Below are 19,500 nucleotides of genomic sequence, written 5' to 3' on the forward strand. Positions count from 1 at the left end.
GAATGATCCGCCGTGAATGCGGGTGACAGGAAAAGAGCCGCCGAAGCGCGGCGATCAGGGAGGATAAGTCGATGTCACGGAGATACCGTGTGGCAGGGCTGGGCCTGTGCGCCAGCGCGTTCGCCATGCTTGCAACCATGCCCGCCGCCATCGCGCAGCAGGCCCCCGCCTCCAGCACGGAAGTGGCACAGGCCGCGCCGGCACAGGCCATCGGTCTGGATGAGATCGTGGTGACGGCCAACCGCCGGCAGAGCAATTTGCAGGAAACGCCGGTGGCCGTGTCGGCCTTCACGCCCGCCATGTTCGATGCGGCCCCGCCCAAGGATTTAGGTGATATCGCGGCCTACGTGCCCAATTTCTCCGCCGCGCGCGTCACCGGCTTCAACGCTGCCTCCTTCGCCATGCGCGGCGTCGGGCAGGTGGACATCATCGTCTATTCAGAGGCGCCCGTGGGCGTGATGCTGGACGATTTCGTGATGCCCAGCGTGCAGAGCCAGCTTCTGGACACGTTCGACGTGGAGCGGGTGGAAGTACTGCGCGGGCCCCAGGGAACGCTGTTCGGCAAGAACACGACCGGCGGTGTCGTCACCGTATACACGAAGAAGCCATCCCTGACCGATCAGGCGGGCGAGGTGCAGTTCACTGCCGGCAGTTTCGGCACCCGCGCGGCCAAGGCATCGGTGAACTTGCCGCTGGTGGAGGACAAGCTGGGCGTGCGTCTGGTCGCCGCCTATAACAAGTCCGACGGCTATTACAAGAACGGTGCCTGCTATGGCCCGGTTCCCGGCAGCAATGCGCGCGGCTGCGGCGATGGCTCCAAGCTGGGTGGCGAGGATATCTTCAATGGCCGCGCCAAGGTTCTGTGGAAGCCGGTGGAGAATGTCGAGGCTTTGTTCCAGGTGGAACGCGTGCGCGACAATTCCGACAGCGTGCCCGTCGTCAACACCACGCCGTCCGACAACCGTTGGGCCTTCTATAATCTGGGCTTCAGCCAGGATGCCGGCGACCCGCTGGACCATGCCGGCATCACCAACCGCGACGACAGCCTGCTGAACATGTCGGATGGACATCAGGTCGATGTCGACGGCTATTACAGCACCCTCAACTGGGACGCCGACAAGGTTACGCTGACCTCCGTCACCGGCTGGCGCAAGCAATATTCGCAGCTGCCCAGCACCTATACGGGTGAGGTCGGCCCCATTTCCCTTTTCGATGCCAACCGCACCGACCTGCGTAAGACCTTCCAGCAGGAATTCCGCATGGCGTCCAACTGGGACGGACCGGTGCAGATGGTGGCCGGCGGCTTTTATCAGAAGAACGACGTGAATTTCTGCGTGGCGCAGATCCTGGGCTTCCTTGACCTGTTCGGCGTGACCCTGCCGTTCGGCACCTTCAACAACAACCCGCAGGTCCTGTGCAATCAGGAACGTCAGAAGGCCTATGCCGCCTATGGAGACGTCACCTGGGAGGTTAATGACAAGCTGACCCTGATCGGTGGTGCCCGCTGGACCAAGGAGAAGAAGGCCTGGGCCGGGCGCAATCAGGTGTTCGTGCAGGCCCTGTCCGGCACCTTTGATCCGAATTTCACCTGGAATAAGCTGGGTAAGCTTCTGAATGCCGGTGATTTCAACAAGTACCCGACCGGGGTGGTGCGCGACAGCGAAAGCTGGTCTGAACCAACTTGGCGGGCCAGCGCGTCCTATAAGGTCACCGACGATCTGATGGCCTATGCCACCTATTCGCGGGGCTTCCGGTCCGGTGCCTATAATGACCAGACAGGGACCACGGGTGTGGCCATTCCAGCACAGGCCGCCCGGCCCACGAACCCGGAACTGGCTGACAGCTATGAAGCTGGCATCAAGACCGACTTCCTTGACAACCGCGCCCGGCTGAACGCGACCGCTTTCTATGTGAACTACAAGGACATGCAGCGCGGTCTGGTCGCCACGCTGACCAACTCCTTCGGGGAACAGGTGCAGGAAACCCGCTTCTTCAATGCGGGTGAGGCCACCGTGAAAGGGCTGGAGCTGGAAGGCAGCATCCTGCCGACCGACGGCTTGGAAATCCGCGGCGTTCTGGGCTATCTGGACGCTAAGTATGACCGGTTCGAAGCCGATACGAACTTCGACGGCAAGATCGATATCGACTTCTCCAACCGCCCCCTGAACCGCGCCCCCAAATGGCAATGGTCGCTGGACGCCACCTACACGATGGATCTGGCCGACAAGGGCGAGATCCTGTTCAACGGCGCTATCCAGTTTGAGGATGAAAACGGCTATGTCTATTCCGATGTCAGCCCGGAGTTCGACAGCAAGCTGGTCAAGAAGACCCTGCTGAACGCCGCCATCACCTGGCACGATGCCGACGGCCGCTACACGGTCCAGGCCGTGGGCCGCAACCTGACCGACAAGCGCTACAACACCGCCACCAACGTGGTCGGCTCACTCTGGACCTTCTCCACCTACGGCCCGCCCCGCTATTACGGCCTGACCGTGGGGGCGAAGTTCTAAGGGGCCCCCCTGAAGCGTGAACTCCCGAGAGGCGACCTTTGGGGGGCTGGTGCGGACCGGTCCCCCCTTTTCTTTTGGGTGTCAAGAGCCGTAAAGCTGACTGTGCGTACCCACTCGAATAAACATCACGGTGACATAGCCCCCGGTCTCGATGAACACGAGGCGCAGGTCAAAACCCGCGCTGATGGATCGATGTCCCGCAAGCGCGCCTTTCAGGGGATGATTATACAGTTCCGGAGCATGGGGATTGTCGCAGAAGGCCTTGATCGCCTTCTCCACCGCCGTCTGCTGATTTGGCTGCAACAGGTCAAGCTGTTTGATGAATTTCCGGTGGAAGCGGATTTCCATGCTCACCCGCCGGTGCCGCTCCGCTGGTGTCGCAGATAGGCGATGGCGGCATCCGCGTCCTGGAAGCCGGGGGAAAGGTTCTCGCCCAGCTGCGCTTCTGCACTGGCCGCCAGGATTTCCTGCTCTTCCGCCGGCGTGAAGCCGTTCTCTGTCAGGACTTCCTCAACATGCACGCGCACCAGCGCGTCCGGCGAGATGCCGGGCCGCAGCTTCGCCGGAACATCCCGGGCGCGGTAGATACCCGCCGGAAGGGTTGGCTTTGTAGGGGCGAAACGCATGGCTTCAGGTCCAGAGGCACAATGACGATCAATAGTCGGACATTGCCGCCGCCCTGTCAAACCCGCCAGCTGGTGCCTCACACCACATTGAAATGCTCCGGCACGCCGCCGGGCCAGACGGTGCCCCACATCTGCATGCCGCCATCGATGGTCAGCATTTCACCGGTGATGAACTTGCCCGACGGGGCGACCAGATAGATCACACCCTCGGCCACGTCCCAGGCATTGCCCATGCGGCGCATCGGGTTGGTATCGGCAAAGCGCGCGGTGGCCTCTGGCGGATAGACGTTGAAACCTTCTGTCGCCACCGTGCCGGGCGCCACGCAGTTCACGCGGATATTCAGCGGCGCCCATTCGGTGGCCACCGTCTTGGACAGATAGATCACGCCGGCCCGCGCCGCACAGGTATGGGCCGCCTGGGGCATGCCGCGTTCGACATAGGCCACGATATTGACGATGGACCCCGCCTCGCCCCTGTCGCGCCAGCGCTTGGCGGCGGCCTGCATCATGTGCCAGGTGCCGTTCAGGTTGGTGTCGATGACGGCGTTCCAGCCCTTCTTGGAAAAGTCGATGGCCGCCTGCGGGAACTGCCCGCCGCCATTATTCACTACATGGTCGATGCGCCCGAATTCCGCGATGGTGCGGTCCATCAGCGCGTCCACCTGATCGGGGTCGCGGATGGTCATGGGCATGATGGCGATGTCGCGGCCCAGCAGGCGGCGGATGCCGTCCCGCGTCTCGGCCAGCTTTTCCTCCCGTCGGCCACAGATCATCACCTTGGCACCCAGCCGCGTGAACAGATAGGCCATGGCCTTGCCCATGCCGCTGCCCCCACCCGACAGCACCACTACCTGATCCTGCAGCAGGTCCGGGCGATAGACGGTGGGCAGGCTGGCCAGCTCTTCCTCGCTGAAGCCCCATTGTCTGGTTTCGGTCATGGTTCAGTCCCCCAGCCGCCCGATGATGGCGACCGATGTGATGTTGCGGTTGGGCAGGCCGCCCAGATTGTGGGTCAGGCCGAAACGCGGGTCCGGCAATTGCCGTTCGCCCGCGCGGCCCTGAAGCTGCAAATAAATCTCATAGACCATGCGCAGGCCCGTGGCCCCGATGGGGTGGCCGAAACATTTCAGACCGCCGTCGATCTGGCAGGGGATTTTGCCGTCGCGGTCGAAGAACCCGTCCATCACGTCGCGTACGGCCCCACCCTCCGGCGACAGGCGCAGATCCTCCATCACCACCAGTTCGGTGACGGAGAAACAATCATGCACCTCGATCAGCGACAGTTCGGCGCGCGGGTCCCTGATCCCCGCCTCCTCATAGGCGCGCTTGGCCGCGATGCGGGTGGTCAGGGTATAGGAACCGTCCCAGGAGCCATGCGCCAGCTCTACCCCGTTGCTGGGGGCCAGCTGCAGCGCCTTCACCGTCACCGGATTATGCTTGCCCAGGGACCGGGCAATCTCCGGCGTGGTGACGATGGCGCAGGCCGCCCCGTCCGACACGCCGGCGCAATCGAACAGGCCCAGCGGATAGGCCACCATGCGCGCATCCAGCACCTGTTGCTCGGTGATCGGATTGCGCAGATGCGCCTTGGGGTTCAAGGCACCATTGGCATGGCTTTTTACCGAGATATGGGCCATGGCGCGTTTAAGATCGGCCATGTCCGTCCGCGTGCGCGCGGCATAGGCGGCCCCCAACTGCGCAAAGCCGCCGGGTGCCGTATTCTGCGGCAGCCAGAGATCCTCAAATGTACCCTTGGTCCGTTCCGGCAGGCCGCCGAAGCCGGTATCTTTCAGCTTTTCCACGCCCATGGCGATGGCGATGTCGCACGCCCCAGCCGCGACCGCATAGACAGCCCCGCGCAGCGCCTCTGTCCCCGTGGCGCACAAATTCTCCACCCGCGTGACGGGGATGTTGGGTAGGCGCAGCGCCATGGACAAGGGCAGGGCCGATTTCCCCACGCTCTGTTCGTCAAAGAACACACCCATCCAGCCCGCCTGGATGTCGGATTTCTGGATGCCGGCATCGTGCAAGCATTCCTGAAACGCCTCCAGCATCAGATCGTCAGGCCCGGCATCCCAGCGTTCGCCAAACCGCGAACAGCCCATGCCGATGATCGCCACCTTGTCGCGGATACCCTTGGCCATTTCAGCCTTCTCCCTGCGGTGTGGCTTTCCAGAAATACCGGCGGAAGCCGCGCTTCTCGTCATCATCCTTCAGGCGGAAGACCATGCGGACGGGCAGGCCGACCGCCAATTGCCCCGCCTGGATATCGGTGAATTCCATCATTACGTTCGCGCCATTGGCGAACTGCACATTGCCATAGGCCAGAGGCGGGCAGGGGGTGAAGCCCAGCCAATCCTCCGTAAAGGTCTTCACCGATGCCGCTTCATCGGCCAGCCGCAGCGGTTCCTGCGTGTCGATCGCCCCGCAGGCCGGGTTCACACAGGCGCGGGTGCGCGGGAACTGCACACAGCCGCAGGCCGTGCAGCGTCCGCCCGTCAACCCATTGACCATGTCGCGCTTGCGATAGGCCACCGTGTGGGCCGTGCGCTTGTCATGTTCGGCGCGCATGCCGAAATGGATATTGACCATGCCGGAGAACGACATGTGTTTCAGATAGTTGTTCTCCGCCTGCCGCCGCGACAGCCAGCCGGCAACCCCCGTGGCCGGGATGAAATCAGACAGGGCCGGGGTGGTGCGCAGAACGATGGCATCCGCCCCCTGCCCATACCCGACCAGCAGGATCAGCCGCCCCGGCTGTGTCCGGCCCAGAATGTCGGCCAGCATCAGCAGGGCATGCGCCGCCCCCGTATCACCCACGCTGGCCGCCAGCGGATCAACCACGCTGTCGGCACGCAGGCCCAGCTTTCCGGCCAGGGTTGCCTGGATCTTCGCCATGGTGCCGGGCAGGATGAAATGGTCCACCTGATCGGCACTGATGCCGGCCTGGGCCAGCGCGCCCTTCACGGCGGCGGGCACGATCTTAAGATAGCCCTCGTCACGCGCCCACCGTTCCTCCAGAACGTAATCGGCATCCTCCCCCTCGGCCCGGTAATGGTCCACCAGATCGCGGAAGATGCTGTGCCCGCCCAGGAATTCGGCGATCACCCCCGGCCCGGACCCGACGGTCACGGCTGCGGCCCCATGACCATAGGTGAAATCCTGCACCGAACCCGGCCGCGCCAGCCGCCGGTCAGCGGCAGTCAGCAGGGTCGTACACGTCTGTTCCAGTGCGGACAGCAGCGCGCTTGTTGCGGCCCGCAAACTGCCGGTGGCATCTGCCGGGCGCGTGGTTTCAGCCAGACCCAACGCGTCAATGATCAGGCCGGCATTCGACCTATCCTGAAAGGGCAGGGTGGTGGAGGCAAAGACCAGCCGGTCGGGCGACAGCGCGCGGGCAGCCAGCAGATCGCGCGCCGCCTCCACCGCCATGGTCAGGCTGTCCTCGTCCCAATTGGCGACGGCGCGTTCGCCCTTGCCGTGTGCCGCCAGATTGGGGTCCAGCCAGTCAAGTGCCGCCGCCATCGCCTTGCGCGACAGGCGCAGGCGGGGGATGTAGGCGCCAAAGCCGATGATGCCGATGGGGGAGTGGGTCACGGGGTAGGACCTTTCGGAAAACGCCTGATCTTCGTCATCCCGGCGAAAGCCGGGACCCAGGGGCCACAAGATCAAACGTCGATGCTGCTGCGGTGGAACTGTGGAAAGTTTGGGCGCTTGTGATCCTGGGTCCCGGCTTTCGCCGGGATGACGTATGTGGGTGGCTTCACGCCGCCTGTGCCGCCTCAATAAACTTCGCCAGCACCTGCGCTACCCGCAGATGCTCCGGCACCGCGTCGCCGATGCGTCGGTCCAGTTCTTCGTGCCAGTGGTAAATCCGGCGCTCCTGATAATTCAGGGAAATGCCTGTGAAGCCACCGCTTTCCACCGATTTCTGGATGCTGTCGGCGAACTGCGTATCCTCTTCCAGGATACGGTCGAAGTTTGAAATGCGGGTTTCCCAGATTTCGGGACGCGGCCCGTCGCCCCAGTCGGGGGAGAACCAGCAGACCTCAATATACATACGCCTGATATCGATGGGCCAGAACACGATGAAGGGCATGCCCGTCGGGGCCGGCGGCACCACGATGTTGGGATAGACATTGATCGAGACATTGGCCGTGCGCGGGATTTCACCCACGGTCGGAATGTCGGGCAACCCCTTGGTGCCTGGGTCCTGCCAGCCGGGCCGGCGGTTGGGCGTGACCATGCGGGAATGGCCGTTAGGCCACAGCGTCATGAACGACCCGCGATGGTCCAGGAACCGGTCCACCGTATTCTGGTGGATGGATTTCAGGTGATAGACCTCCAGGAACGCATCCAGCAGGACCTTCACATTGCATTCCACCACCACCCCATGCCGGTCGGCCAGACGCAGGTTCTGCGGCTGGAATTCCGACAGGTCGGGCACGACGGGGGCCAGATACTCCATCAGCGGCCCGGCATTCTTATCCATATTGATGAAATGCCAGTTGCCGAAATTCTCGCACCGCACCTCGATCAGCGATTTGCATTTCAGGTCCAGCCCGACAAAGTCGCGCTTATCGCGCAGATTGATCAGGTCGCCCTTCAGGTTATAGGTCCAGCCATGATAGCCGCAGACCATGCCACGGCCCTTGCCCTTTTCCTCTGTCACCACGGGCGCGCCGCGATGGCGGCAGGTATTGTAGAAACAGCGGATCTTGTTGTCGTCGCCGCGCACGAAGAACAGCGGATCGCCCAGCCGGTCCCATTTCAGGTATGACCCGATCTCCGGCACCTCATCGGCATGGATCGCATAGACCCAGGTGCGCCGCCACAGGGCCTGACGCTCCAGCTCATAGAATTCCGGGTCGACATAGCGACCGGCGGGGATTTCCGGCAGTTCCGGGAAATCATCCGGCGGGCCCACACGCGTGGACTCATACTGCATGCCGGCCTTGATGCGGTCGATCTCCAGGGCCTCCATGGTCCTTCCCTTTCCTTCTCTGTCTTCGCCCATCCTCCGCCATGGAGATGACGGAATAAGCGGGCGCGCATTTTCCGCATACATAGCAGATCACTCTGCATACAGAAAGCACGTATTTTGTGTACGTCAAACGATCCTGGCCGAACGCAGCGCCGAAATGGCGGCGGCGTCATAGCCCAGTTCGGTCAGGATCGCGTCGGTATGTTCGCCCACCGTGGGCGGGCGTGAGCGAATACTGGCGGGTGTGGCGGACAGGGTAACGGGTGGGCCAGCGACCGGGGCAGGGCGCGGCAGGCCCGGATAATCCACATCCTGCAACAGGCCCATGGCCTGGACCTGTGGATGGTCCAAAACCTGCTGCGGTGACAGGACAGGCCCGCCCGGAATGCCGGCCGCCGCCAGCGCCTCCACCGTTTGATCCGTGGTTCGCCTGGCGCACCAATCGGCCATCCGGGCGCAGAGAATTTCATTATTGTCGCCGCGTGCCTGATCGCTGGCAAAGCGGGGATCGGACTTCCAGCCGGGTTCCCCCACCATGTCGCACCAGCGCGCGAACAGCCCATCGCCCACCGTGTGGATCAATACATGGCCGTCGGTGGTGGCGAACACGTCCGACGGGGCCGATGTCTGCACCCGGTTGCCGGTACCGACCCGGTTGATGCCTGTCACCGCCTGTTCCACCAGAAAGGCATTGAACAGGGTGACGCCGGTTGACAGCAGGCTGGCCTGCACCGACTGCCCCCGCCCCGTGGCGCGCTTCTCCATCAGGGCCGCCATGGCGCCCAAGGCCGCGAACATGCCGGTGCCGAAGTCTACATAGGGTGCCCCGGCCTTCATCGGCTGTTCCGGGGTGCCGGAGAAATACATGGAACCCGACATGGCCTGTCCCACCCCGTCAAACCCGCCGCGCGCGGCCCAGGGACCCGCGGCACCGAAGCTGGAGATCAGGACGGGGATGATGTCGGGCTTGATGGCGCGCAAACTGTCTTCATCCAGCCCCATGGCGGCAAGGGCAGGCGGCGGCAGGTTGGCGACGACGACATCCGCCGTTTCCACCAGACGGCGCACCACCTCACACCCCTCTGGCTTGGTCGGGTTCAGGGTCAGCGAGCGCTTATTGACGCCCATCTGCAGCCATCCCGCGCCTTCTCCGCTTTCGGTCACGGGCGTGATGAACCGGTCCTCACCCCCGCCCAGCCGCTCGATGCGGATCACATCGGCCCCGAAATAGCCCAGCAGGGTTGCGCAGTAGGGGCCGGCGACATAACGCCCGAAATCCAGCACCCGCACGCCGTTCAGCACCTGTGACACGTCCCATCCTCCCCCGCCGGGCTTTCCCGGCCTGTTGCTCTGCATACAGGATATAGCCATTTCAGATAAATCGGCAAGCGCGCATAAAGTTAGGTTTTCTGCGGCTCATAGGCGCAAATGCATCGTATCGTATGCTGCGTCGCAGCAAAAATCGGCAGTTTCGACTTTTTAATTTTACACACAAATGGCATTGTGTGTATATTTTTCGAAACCAAACGGGATCGGTATGGGCCGCATCCTTTTGCATGGCTCGTCGCAATCTGCGCGCCCACCACCCGACAAGAAGTTCCAGGGAACCCGCGATCTGGGAGGATCATCCATGGACGGGATCAGTTCGTCTTTCGACTATCGCAAGGGCTGGTCGATCAATCCGGCGGCCAAGCCGGGCGATATCGACGCCAAGGCCCCCTTCATCGACAATGGCACCGAGAAATTCGACCCCGCCCAATATTACGACAAAGGCTGGATGGCGCAGGAATGGGAGAAGCTGTGGACCAAGGTCTGGCTGATTGCCTGCCCGTCCAGCGACGTGCGCGAGGAAGGGGACTTTGCGACCTTTGAGATCGGTAACGAGAATATCGTTGTCGTCCGGGGCGATGATGGACAGGTCCGCGCCTTCTATAATGTCTGTCCGCACCGGGGTAACCGGCTGGTGCATACAGCACTGGGCAGCCTGGCGAACGGCTTTGCCTGTTCCTTCCATAGCTGGAAATTCAACCTGGATGGCAGCCTGAAATCCATCACCGACCGGGAAACCTTCCGTCCCGAAGTGGTGTGCCATAATCCAGGCATGAGTGCGGTTCGGTGCGAGGAACTGGCGGGTCTGGTCTTCATCTCCATGAACCCGGACGCGCCCGACCTGCGCGGCTGGCTGGGTCCGGTGGCGGACCATCTGGAAAGCTACCAGATCGACAAGATGCATGTGGTCCGGCAGGTGCGCAGCGAATGGGCCGCCAACTGGAAGATCGGGGTCGATGCCTTTTACGAGGTCTATCACCTGCATGCGGTCCATCCGGAAACCCAGGGCGTGATGGAGGATTATTTCGTCCAGTACGACCTGTTCCCCAATGGCATGAGCCGGATGTGCATCCCCTTCTACCGGCCCAGCCCGCGCGTGCCCGACCAGTTGGGCGTGAATGAAGGGCTGAAAATGATGATGCCCGACGCGGCCCTGGACCCGACCGGTTTCACCGGCACGGCACAGGAGGTGCGCGCGGCGGCCCAGAAGGCCAAGCGTGAACGCGCCGAACGGCTGGGCCTGGGGTACGAGAAGCTGACCGATGCGCAGCTGACCGACAGTTTCGCCTATGGCCTGTTCCCGAATGTGCAGATCGGCTGCCATCCGGAGGGCGTGTTCCTGATGCGCTTCATCCCGCATCCGGAAGACCCCGAACGTTTCTTCTACGACATCACCATCCTGTTCCGGCCTGTCGGTGCGGTGGCAGAGGCGGCGGGCAATTATGATGTGCCGGCCTGGATGGGCCTGCCGGAAGGTACCGACATTTCCGGTCGGGTGCGCCCCGATTGCGTGCACGTGCCGCTGGGCGAACCGGCCAATCTGGGTCTGGTGCTGGATCAGGACAGTGAGCTGTTGCCTGTGGTCCAGAAAGGTCTGCGCTCACGCGGGTTCAACGGCATGCTGTTCGGCGAGCAGGAACAGCGCCTGCGCCATTTCCATGTCGAGCTGAACCGCTACATGGCGGGGGAGCCGCGATGATCTTTTTCATCAGCCGCTTTACCGTGAAGCCGGAATGCGAGGCGGAGTTCATTCGCCTCGCCACCGCCCTGACGGAGAAGGTCCGCGCGCATGAGCCAAAGACCCTCTATTACGCCTTTTACCGAGCCGATGATGGCCCCGGCCGCTTCGTGGTGGTGGAAAGTTTCCCGGATGAGGCGGCGGAACATGAACACCAATCCACGCCCTGGTTCACGGAGATTGTGCCGCAGATGATCCCGTGTTTCGACGGGCCCTATGTGCGGGAATATTTCCATCCGCTGACCGCCTCCGTGAAAGGGTTGACGGCATGAGCAAGGCCGACCAGTTCATCCATGCCACCACGCTTGGCGACCTGCTTTTGTCGGCGGCCCATTCCTGGCCCGACACGGACGCGCTGATCTTTCCCGATGAAAGCCTGACCTATCGCGATCTGGCCGCCCGCGCCATGCGCCATGCCAAGGGGCTGATGGCGATGGGGGTGAAGCCGGGCGACCATGTCGGTGTGCTGCTGCCATCTTGTATCGAGTTCGTCGATATCCTGTTCGGCGTGGCCCTGGCCGGCGGTGTGACGGTGCCGATCAATGCCCGCTATCGCGCGCATGAACTGGCCTATGTCACCGACAATGCCGATCTGGTCACCATCATCACCACCGAACAGGTGGCTGATCAGCTGAATTTTGTGGATCGCCTGTGTGAGGGGCTGGAGGGTCTGGCAGAGCAGACAGACCCGATGGATCTGCGCTTGAAGGGCTGCCCGCGTCTGCGCTCCATCATCCTGCTGGGCGATGGCGGACGACCCTTCGCCGTCACGGCGGAAAGGTTCGATGCCCTGGCCGAAACCGTCACGGATGAAGCCGTGCATGAACGCCGTGCCTTTGCGCGGGTCCGCGCCCCCGGCATCATCCTGTACACATCCGGCACCACGTCGAACCCCAAGGGCTGTCTGATCAGCCATGAGGCGATTGTCCGCACCTCCCAGGCGCTGGCAGAGCGGTATGAACTGACCGACCGCGACCGGTTCTGGTCGCCGCTGCCTTTGTTCCATATCGCGGCCATCCTGCCGCTGGTCGCCATCTATGCCAAGGGCGGCACCTATCTGTCGATGCAGCATTTTGATGCCGGCGTGGCGTTGAAAATGCTGGAAACGCACAAGGTGACGGCGACATACCCCTGCTTTGCCCCCATCATGGTGGATTTGATCCACCATCCGGATTTCGCCAAGACCGACCTGTCCTCCATGCGCCTGATGAACTCATCGCTCGCGGTACAGACGGGTGCGATGAAGGAGATGCTGGCCAAGGCCATGCCCAACTGCATCCAGGTCGGCACCTATGGCCTGTCGGAGGCGGCGGGAACCGTCTGCACCAGCAGCCTTTCCGACAGTTACGAGGTGCGGACCACACGGTTGGGCCGGCCTTTGCCCGGGATTGAGGTGAAGATCGTCGATGCCTTTGGCAACCCGCTGCCAGCGGGGGAGAAGGGCGAAATCCTGGTGCGCAGCCCCGGCCTTCTGGACGGTTATTACAAGGACCCGGTGAAAACCGCAGAGGCGCTGCGGGGCGGCTGGCTGCATACGGGTGATGTCGGGTCGCTGGATGCCGACGGCAACATCATGTTCCATGGCCGTACCAAGGACATGCTGAAGGTCGGCGGGGAGAATGTCGCGGCGGCTGAGATCGAGGCCTATATCGGCACCCACCCGGCGGTGAAGATGTGCCAGGTGGTGGGCGCACCCGATCCGCGTCTGGTGGAGGTGCCCGCCGCCTTCATCGAACTGCATCCCGGCACGTCACTGACCGCGCAGGAAGTGTTGGATTACTGCCGGGGCAAGATCTCCAGCTTCAAGGTGCCGCGCCATGTGCGGTTCGTGACGCAATGGCCCATGTCCACCAGCAAGATCCAGAAATACAAGCTGCGTCAGCAGCTTGAAGCGGAACTGGCGGCTGGTGCCGCCGCCTGACGGGAGTTTGGTTCATGTACACCATCGTCGCCAAGCTGTTCGTGAAGCCGGAAAGGGAGGCGGAATTCGTCGCCGCCATGACGGCCTTGACCGATAGGGTCCTGGCCCATCAGCCGGATGTCAGCGTCTATCTGTTCAAGAAAATCCGTGGCCGCGACCATGCCTACGCCGCCATCGAACAGCACCCGTCGCAGGATTATTTCCGTGACGTCCACTGCACCACGCCCTGGTTCCAGGAGCTGGTGCCCGTCGTGATGCCCTGCCTTGCGGAACCGATGGTGCTGGAGGAGTATGACGACCTGTGAGGAGGGGTGGCATATCTGCCACCGAACCATCTGATGTTGAGGGAATGTCGCACTTCAAAATGGGGTCACGACATAGAAGGGGCGAAAAACCACGCTAAGCAGACAAATCATGAACATCTGGTCGGTCGCGCAGCTACTGATAGCCAACAGGCATGGCTTCCTGATCGGGATCGGCTCCGTTGCGCCAGGGTATGGTTCGGAATCGGGTGCAGTTCTGGTCGTTCGCATTGGGCAATTGCCCTCGGCTCGGTAGTTCATTAAGTTGTCTTCATGCTGATTCAACGTCGAACATATAGGTCCAAGCACGGATCCAGAGGCGGTGGTCTCCGTCCCCGACGGTTGCTGGCGCTTGTGATGTTGTTCTTGCTTGGATTGTCCGTATGGAGTGCGCCCGTCGCCTCCGCTCGGTTCGCGTTGGAAGACGGCATGCCTCTCCTGTCGATGACGGCGTCCCATCAGGATGGCTGCGGCGATTGCTGCGATCCGATGCCGATGCGTTGCTCCGCCCCTTGCTCGCTGCTCTGCCTGATGTTGCCAGTGCGGACGGCACCCGCCCTGCTGGCCGAACCCGTTCATGGGCAGTGGGATGGGCCGATGGCGGAAACGGATAGCCCTTGGCGGGCAAGGTCCAGAATCATGACAAGGTTCCCAAGCTTGATCACCGGCATCCTCCCCGCAGACAGCGGGACACAGGATGGCGGAGAGATGGCCGCAAGGCCCCGGGGGGCATGCCCCCCGGGGCCTTGCCCTCTGCCAAAACTGGGGACTTTTCATTCGCCACTTCTGGGGAGTTTTATCCCGCCAGCGACAAAGCGCGAACTGATCGCCGAACGAACCATCGCGGGGCTGGCGTCAGCACGGGCGCGCGGCAGGAAAGGCGGGAGGCCCTTCAAGATGACCACCGCCAAGCTACGGCTGGCAATGGCAGCAATGGGCCAGCCAGAAACCAAGGTTACCGACCTGTGCCAGGAACTCGGCATCACGCGGCAGACTCTGTATCGACATATCTCACCAAAAGGTGAGCTGCGCCCAGACGGAGCAAAACTATTAAAGCGATCCTGATGGTGCAGGCGACGGTCGACTTTACCATTCTCAGGCTGCGGTTGCTGAAAATTTCTGCCCCCAGCCAAGAAGCACCGCTATTCTGCGGATTGGCATGCGCCCTCAGGCCGGCACCGGCATAAGCAGCGGGACAGCGTGTCCAGACAAAACCCTACCCCAGAGACCTCAGCTCAATAAAAAGAAAACATCGCACCTTTCATGCGGCCAATACGGGCAGACACATACAGGAGACCCTCACTCCCATCATAGCTGATGAATAGGACAGGTTAACCACTGCCGCTTTCCCAGGGCAGAATCCCGCCAGCAGTCCCTCCACCTTTTCCGATGCCGAAGGCGTTGGTGGGCATCATAATCTGGTAGAGATTACGCCTAATGTGTTGCACAGTACCGCTTCACATGCCAACGGTTCCCGCTGCTTTGTGTTAAAGCACATGCGATCGGTTAGCTGATCTGCTGAAATTTGGATATGCTGGAAAAAAGAGGATTTCAACAATGGTGTTCAATTCTGCCCTTTACCGATACTACATATCAGATGATAATTTAGGCAGTTATTACAATGCAAAAGGTTTTGTTGGATTTGTAATAATTTTATTTTTGCTAATTTCCTTGTTATATACAGGAAATCCTGTGGAGGCAAAATCTAGCGAAGAGCCGATTAATCATGATATTTTTAAACTATCGGATCGAGATAATTCCCAAAACTTTGATGTTACTAGTAATTTATATCTAGGCATGGAGCTTGATGTAGCTAATTCAGCTTTGTCAAAATGTACTGACTGCATCAGCTCTAGGAAAGTTGGAACAGGGATTTATACAAATTTGTCCCCACGGGTGTTTTTTGGTGAGAAGCAAGCTCTTTTAAGCATACTTTTTACTGAAAACAAGGCCTATTCAATAGATTTACTGTCATCATTTCTAGATAAATCTTCTTCAGACAGCCATTTTATCCGAACTTTAAAAACAATTAAAGGTTCAGAAAACTGGATGTCATACTATCCTGATGGGGAAACAATTTGCCGTATCGGTCCCGATAGCAATGGCGTTTATATTAAAGTTTGCAATATGCTGATGGGAAAAAATCCAGCAATTCCAGTGGTTTCTGTTATGCAAAAGTTTTTGGATCCGATTGAGCGATCTGTAGCTTCTATGGGGACTGATTTTCTCTTCAAGAAAGGATCTCGCAGAATAGAAATTGAAGCAAAGATGATACAAATTTGTAAAATAATAAACGATTGCGGACTTTACATTCATGAAAGCGAAAAATCAATTAAGCTGAGGGCGGCACCCGAAGGCCTTCATGGGTATGCATTATACTTTTATTTTTCGAGTCACGCTCCAAATTTTCAAGTTTTGACAAAATTTACTGAAGGTCGTGCGTTTAGCTCTCAGGCAGAAATGGATTCGTATTTTTCAACCTTTTCACAATGGAGGAAGACGGAGGATTTCAGCAATGACAAAATGCAGATGTCCTGCGTTGAAAATTCCACTAGTGTAGGCAATAATAAAGTCTGCAAGATAATGACTTGCCCCGTTGGAGATAGACAAAATTGTAAGTATGAATCTACAAGTTCATTAGAGTAGGCACTGTGTAGTGCACTAATAGAGGTGTCCCTGTCTGATCGGACAGTTTGGCGGCAGGAATAAGCTAAACCCGGTTGTCGTTACGCCGCCACTTTGGCGTGCAGGCCGGTTGACGCTCCTGCCAGCGCCTTCTTCAACTGGTCAAGCAGGCCGTTCTGGTCAAAAGCTGCCTTCGGTAAGCGGTACGAGCGGAGCACGTCTGACGGGGATTGACCTGTTCAGCGGAGAGCTTTCAGCCGCTGTGGCATGAAGTATTCCCTCAGCCCGAGGACTGCTTTGGCGACGATGCGGTCGATGTCGGGCGACAGCGCCTTCTTGTTTTCCAGCGGGACGTAGAGCCGGTCAAAGATTGGGCGACCGGGCTTACTCGGGTTCGTCACCTGCGACCAGGACCGCTTGGCGAGTGAAATCCCTGAGTAGAAGCCCAGTTCCCAGAACAACGGATCGGGCTTGCTGCTGCGATCGGTATCGAACCATGGGCGATACTGGTCCGGGGCATCCGACAGGGCGACGGAGATGCGGTTGAAATGATGGACGAGGGCCTGCATGGCCAACCCATCCTGCGTCCCCTCCGCCGCCATCATGGCATGCTCGCCTGCCAGATCCGCCACCCAGATCCGGGGATCGATGAACTTTGGCCCCACATGGATGGCGGTCAGATAGCCATCCAGGCCGCTCAGGCTGTTCACGGCCGCTGCTGCACCCCGGGAGCGCAGGTAAGCGCCGAGTTCGGCATCGCTCAGCCGGGGCCGCTCGCCTGGTACGGGCATCGGCGCCTCCGGTCCGATCCGCCGGGTCTCCCGTATCAGGCGCGGTTTATCGGTCATGCCGCGTGCTCCAGCAGGACGCCGTTCCGCGCCGCCTTCCAGGCCCAGGGCAGCAACTCCTCAAGGCGGTTGATGGTGACCTCGCCCGAGACCATGCGCTCGAGCACATCGTGGAGGTAGGTCTGCGGGTCGATGCCGTTCAGCTTGGCCGTGCTCATCAGAGAGGCCAGGACGGCCCAGCGCTCGCCACCGGCGGCCGAACCGGCGAACAGACTGTTGCGCCGTCCAATGCCGATCGGGCGCATGGAACGCTCCACCACATTGCTGTCGATGGCGATGCGCCCGTCCGCCAGATAGGCGCACAGACCCTCCCAATGGTTCAGCATGTAGCCGATGGCGCCGGCCAACCCTGCCTGGGCCGAGATCTGCGCCTGCACCGCGAGCAGGTAGGGCCGGAGAGCCTCCAGGATCGGCTTGGCCTCGGCCTGCCGGACAGCACGGCGGATTTCCGGCGGATGGCCAGTGATCCGCTCCTCGATGGCATAGAGGCTGCCGATGCGGGCGATCACCTCACGCGCCACCTGTGACTTCGTCGTGGTGTAGGCATCCACGAACTTCCGTCGCGCGTGCGCCATGCAATAGGCCAGCCGCACAGGACCGGCCGGGCGGTCGGCCTTGGCCAGCGCCTTGTAGGCCTGATACCCGTCCACCTGGAGAATGCCGCTGAACCGCGCCAGCTGCCTTTCAACCTCGGCCGTCTGGCGCCCCTCGGCATAGACATAGGCTACCCCCGGGGCCGACGGCCCCTGCCAGGGCCGCTCGTCCACCGCACAGGCCCAAAGCTGGCACGTCTTGGTGCGTCCGCGCCCCGGATCGAGCCGTGGCAGCGGGGTCTCGTCATAGAACACGACCGGCCGGGCGCGGATATGAGCGAGGAGCTTTTCATATAGCGGCCGCAGCCACCACGCTGCCCGCCGGATCCAGTGGGCCAGTGTCGCCCGATCCAGGCGGATGCCCTGGCCGGCCAGCATCTGGCATTGTCGGTAGAGCGGTAGGTGCCAGGCATAGCGCGCCGTCACCACATGGGCGACGAGGGCTGTGGAGGCCATGCCGCCGGTCACGACCCGGGCGGGGGCCGGCGCTTGGACGATCTTGCCCTCGCAGGCCCGGCAGCCGTATTTCGGCCGCACGGTCCGCAGCACCCGGATGATGGCGGGGATGATGTCCAGTGCCTCGCTGACATCCTCGCCGATGCGGTGCAGGCCACCCCCACAGCAGGGACAGGCTGTAACCTCCGGCTCGATCACCCGCTCGATCCGCGGCAGGTCCTTCGGCAGGGCGCCGACATTGCGCCGGGCGGGACGACGTCCGCTGCCCCCTGCCACCGTCGCATCTTGATTGTCGTTGGCGCTGTCGGGCGCGGGCACGGCACCTGAGCTGGACCCATATGGCTGGACAGGTTTGACCGGTCTTTAAGCTCGGTATCCGCCCTCCTGATTTTTCATGCTGCCACATCCAGGTTGGACGGGGCTAGCCCCGTCCAACCTGGGCGGCGAAGATAAACCTCATCGGGGGTCTGGTATGCCAGTCCCTGATGCGGTCGTTGGCTGTTATATGCTGCCAGCCAGGCACCGATCCCTGCCCGAGCTGCCGATCCGGTGTCATAGGCCCGCAAATAGACGTCTTCGTATTTCAGGCGGCGCTTGCAGCCGCTCTACAAAGACGTTGTCGATACACCGCCCCTTGCCATCCATGCTGATTTTCACACCGGCTCCCGCCAGCACGCTGGTAAAGGCCATGCTGGTGAATTGGCTGCCCTGATCGCTGTTGAAAATCTCCGGCTTGCCATAGCGTGCCAGGGCCTCTTCCAGTGCTTCAACACAGAAATCCGCCTCCATCGTGTTCGACAGCCGCCAGGACAGGACCTTGCGGCTGAACCAATCCATGATCGCCACCAGATACAGGAACCCTCTTGGCATGGGGATGAAAGTAATATCGGTTGCCCACACCTGATTCGGTCGGTCGATCACCAGGTCCCGTAGAAGGTAGGGGTAGACTTTGTGTGCCGGATTCGGTTTGCTGGTGTTCGGCTTCTGCCAAATCACCGCCAGACCCATCACCCGCATCAACCGCCGTATCCGCTTGCGGTTGACGCTGTGACCACCCCGGCGCAGCACGGCCGTCATTCGCCGCGATCCATACCAGGGCGTCTCCAGAAACTGCTTGTCGATCAATGCCATCAGCGCCGGATCCGATGCATTGTCGTTGACCGGTCGGTAGTAAAAACTGGATCGGCTGAGGCCGATCAGCGTGCATTGCTGCGCCACCGACAGGTCGGCGTACTGGGGGTTGATCATCGCCCGCTTATCCGCCCGGCTCATTTGCCGAGCGCCCGTGACAAAAAATCAATCTGTACCTTCTGCTGGCCGATCTGCTTGTACAGCTCGTCCGTCAGCCCTGCCGCGTCCTTGGCCGATCGGTCTACCCCACGTTCGAATACTGATGTCGCCCCTTCAGAAAGCGCACGCTTCCATTCGTTCACCAACGTGTGGTGAATGCCGTGCTTAGCCGCTATCTCCGGCACTGTCTGATCGCCCCGAAGCGCCTCAAGCGCCACCTTCGCCTTAAACGACGCACTGTGGTTCCGTCGTGTCGACTTGCTCATGCTCCGATTTTC

15 protein-coding genes and 2 pseudogenes are annotated in these 19,500 nt (G+C 61.0%); 7 read left to right on the forward strand and 10 right to left on the reverse strand.

Annotation, left to right across the window (positions count from 1 at the left end):
- Positions 1-71: 71 nt before the first annotated feature.
- Positions 72-2,510 (forward strand): TonB-dependent receptor, encoded by a 2,439-nt coding sequence (locus C0V82_RS25555; RefSeq protein WP_102115283.1) that lies wholly within the window; start codon positions 72-74, stop codon positions 2,508-2,510.
- Between the two features lie 81 nt (positions 2,511-2,591).
- Here C0V82_RS25555 and C0V82_RS25560 read toward each other — a convergent pair whose 3' ends face one another.
- The 7 genes from C0V82_RS25560 to C0V82_RS25590 form a co-directional block, all read right to left on the reverse strand.
- Positions 2,592-2,858, reverse strand: a complete 267-nt coding sequence (locus C0V82_RS25560) for a type II toxin-antitoxin system RelE/ParE family toxin (RefSeq protein ID WP_102115284.1) — start codon at positions 2,856-2,858, stop codon at positions 2,592-2,594.
- A 2-nt stretch (positions 2,859-2,860) separates the two neighbouring features.
- On the reverse strand, positions 2,861-3,136 hold the full coding sequence (locus tag C0V82_RS25565) for a hypothetical protein (protein WP_102115285.1): 276 nt from the start codon (positions 3,134-3,136) through the stop codon (positions 2,861-2,863).
- Positions 3,137-3,213: 77 nt separating this feature from the next.
- On the reverse strand, positions 3,214-4,074 hold the full coding sequence (locus C0V82_RS25570; RefSeq protein WP_102115286.1) for an SDR family oxidoreductase: 861 nt from the start codon (positions 4,072-4,074) through the stop codon (positions 3,214-3,216).
- A 3-nt stretch (positions 4,075-4,077) separates the two neighbouring features.
- The gene (locus C0V82_RS25575; protein WP_102115287.1) at positions 4,078-5,280 is read right to left on the reverse strand and encodes an acetyl-CoA acetyltransferase; all 1,203 of its coding nucleotides are present in this window, start codon (positions 5,278-5,280) and stop codon (positions 4,078-4,080) included.
- Between the two features lies 1 nt (position 5,281).
- Entirely contained in the window at positions 5,282-6,733 is a 1,452-nt protein-coding gene (locus C0V82_RS25580; protein WP_245924338.1) for a 3-oxoacyl-[acyl-carrier-protein] synthase III C-terminal domain-containing protein, read from the reverse strand.
- 166 nt (positions 6,734-6,899) lie between these two features.
- Entirely contained in the window at positions 6,900-8,120 is a 1,221-nt protein-coding gene (locus C0V82_RS25585; RefSeq protein ID WP_102115288.1) for an aromatic ring-hydroxylating oxygenase subunit alpha, read from the reverse strand.
- A gap of 126 nt (positions 8,121-8,246) precedes the next feature.
- On the reverse strand, positions 8,247-9,431 hold the full coding sequence (locus tag C0V82_RS25590) for a CaiB/BaiF CoA transferase family protein (protein ID WP_102115289.1): 1,185 nt from the start codon (positions 9,429-9,431) through the stop codon (positions 8,247-8,249).
- Between the two features lie 319 nt (positions 9,432-9,750).
- On the opposite strand from C0V82_RS25590, the gene C0V82_RS25595 reads away from it, so the two are divergent.
- The 6 genes and pseudogenes from C0V82_RS25595 to C0V82_RS27175 all read left to right on the forward strand — a co-directional run bounded on the left by C0V82_RS25595 (position 9,751) and on the right by C0V82_RS27175 (position 16,056).
- Positions 9,751-11,148, forward strand: a complete 1,398-nt coding sequence (locus tag C0V82_RS25595; RefSeq protein WP_102115290.1) for an aromatic ring-hydroxylating dioxygenase subunit alpha — start codon at positions 9,751-9,753, stop codon at positions 11,146-11,148.
- On the forward strand, positions 11,145-11,459 hold the full coding sequence (locus C0V82_RS25600) for a putative quinol monooxygenase (protein WP_102115291.1): 315 nt from the start codon (positions 11,145-11,147) through the stop codon (positions 11,457-11,459). Before C0V82_RS25595 ends, C0V82_RS25600 begins: the two co-directional genes overlap by 4 nt.
- On the forward strand, positions 11,456-13,108 hold the full coding sequence (locus tag C0V82_RS25605; RefSeq protein WP_102115292.1) for a class I adenylate-forming enzyme family protein: 1,653 nt from the start codon (positions 11,456-11,458) through the stop codon (positions 13,106-13,108). Before C0V82_RS25600 ends, C0V82_RS25605 begins: the two co-directional genes overlap by 4 nt.
- Positions 13,109-13,122: 14 nt before the next feature.
- Positions 13,123-13,413: a putative quinol monooxygenase gene (locus tag C0V82_RS25610; protein ID WP_102115293.1), complete on the forward strand. Its 291-nt coding sequence runs from the start codon at positions 13,123-13,125 to the stop codon at positions 13,411-13,413.
- Between the two features lie 810 nt (positions 13,414-14,223).
- Positions 14,224-14,475: pseudogene (locus tag C0V82_RS25615) on the forward strand (helix-turn-helix domain-containing protein); the annotation flags it as partial.
- A gap of 492 nt (positions 14,476-14,967) precedes the next feature.
- On the forward strand, positions 14,968-16,056 hold the full coding sequence (locus C0V82_RS27175) for a hypothetical protein (RefSeq protein ID WP_158660224.1): 1,089 nt from the start codon (positions 14,968-14,970) through the stop codon (positions 16,054-16,056).
- Between the two features lie 218 nt (positions 16,057-16,274).
- Here C0V82_RS27175 and C0V82_RS25620 read toward each other — a convergent pair whose 3' ends face one another.
- The 3 genes and pseudogenes from C0V82_RS25620 to C0V82_RS25630 form a co-directional block, all read right to left on the reverse strand.
- Positions 16,275-16,883, reverse strand: coding sequence for a YecA/YgfB family protein (locus C0V82_RS25620; RefSeq protein WP_102115294.1), 609 nt, complete (start codon positions 16,881-16,883; stop codon positions 16,275-16,277).
- A complete protein-coding gene (gene tnpC / locus C0V82_RS25625; protein ID WP_102115295.1) occupies positions 16,880-18,250 on the reverse strand; it encodes an IS66 family transposase in 1,371 nt (456 codons plus the stop codon). The genes C0V82_RS25620 and tnpC overlap by 4 nt, the downstream gene beginning before the upstream one ends.
- A 74-nt stretch (positions 18,251-18,324) precedes the next feature.
- Positions 18,325-19,488 (reverse strand): annotated as a pseudogene (locus C0V82_RS25630) (IS3 family transposase).
- Between the last annotated feature and the right edge of the window lie 12 nt (positions 19,489-19,500).

It is taken from the genome of Niveispirillum cyanobacteriorum, from assembly GCF_002868735.1.
Classification (GTDB): Bacteria; Pseudomonadota; Alphaproteobacteria; order Azospirillales; family Azospirillaceae; genus Niveispirillum; species Niveispirillum cyanobacteriorum.

What these genes read in the sequence shown, in the direction of transcription:
- C0V82_RS25570 (WP_102115286.1), bottom strand. Translation starts at nt 4,074, where the DNA reads ATGACCGAAACCAGACAATGGGGCTTCAGCGAGGAAGAGCTGGCCAGC.
- C0V82_RS27175 (WP_158660224.1), top strand. Translation starts at nt 14,968, where the DNA reads ATGGTGTTCAATTCTGCCCTTTACCGATACTACATATCAGATGATAAT.
- C0V82_RS25565 (WP_102115285.1), bottom strand. Translation starts at nt 3,136, where the DNA reads ATGCGTTTCGCCCCTACAAAGCCAACCCTTCCGGCGGGTATCTACCGC.
- C0V82_RS25585 (WP_102115288.1), bottom strand. Translation starts at nt 8,120, where the DNA reads ATGGAGGCCCTGGAGATCGACCGCATCAAGGCCGGCATGCAGTATGAG.
- C0V82_RS25555 (WP_102115283.1), top strand. Translation starts at nt 72, where the DNA reads ATGTCACGGAGATACCGTGTGGCAGGGCTGGGCCTGTGCGCCAGCGCG.
- C0V82_RS25600 (WP_102115291.1), top strand. Translation starts at nt 11,145, where the DNA reads ATGATCTTTTTCATCAGCCGCTTTACCGTGAAGCCGGAATGCGAGGCG.
- C0V82_RS25595 (WP_102115290.1), top strand. Translation starts at nt 9,751, where the DNA reads ATGGACGGGATCAGTTCGTCTTTCGACTATCGCAAGGGCTGGTCGATC.
- C0V82_RS25560 (WP_102115284.1), bottom strand. Translation starts at nt 2,858, where the DNA reads ATGGAAATCCGCTTCCACCGGAAATTCATCAAACAGCTTGACCTGTTG.
- C0V82_RS25575 (WP_102115287.1), bottom strand. Translation starts at nt 5,280, where the DNA reads ATGGCCAAGGGTATCCGCGACAAGGTGGCGATCATCGGCATGGGCTGT.
- C0V82_RS25605 (WP_102115292.1), top strand. Translation starts at nt 11,456, where the DNA reads ATGAGCAAGGCCGACCAGTTCATCCATGCCACCACGCTTGGCGACCTG.
- C0V82_RS25610 (WP_102115293.1), top strand. Translation starts at nt 13,123, where the DNA reads ATGTACACCATCGTCGCCAAGCTGTTCGTGAAGCCGGAAAGGGAGGCG.
- C0V82_RS25620 (WP_102115294.1), bottom strand. Translation starts at nt 16,883, where the DNA reads ATGACCGATAAACCGCGCCTGATACGGGAGACCCGGCGGATCGGACCG.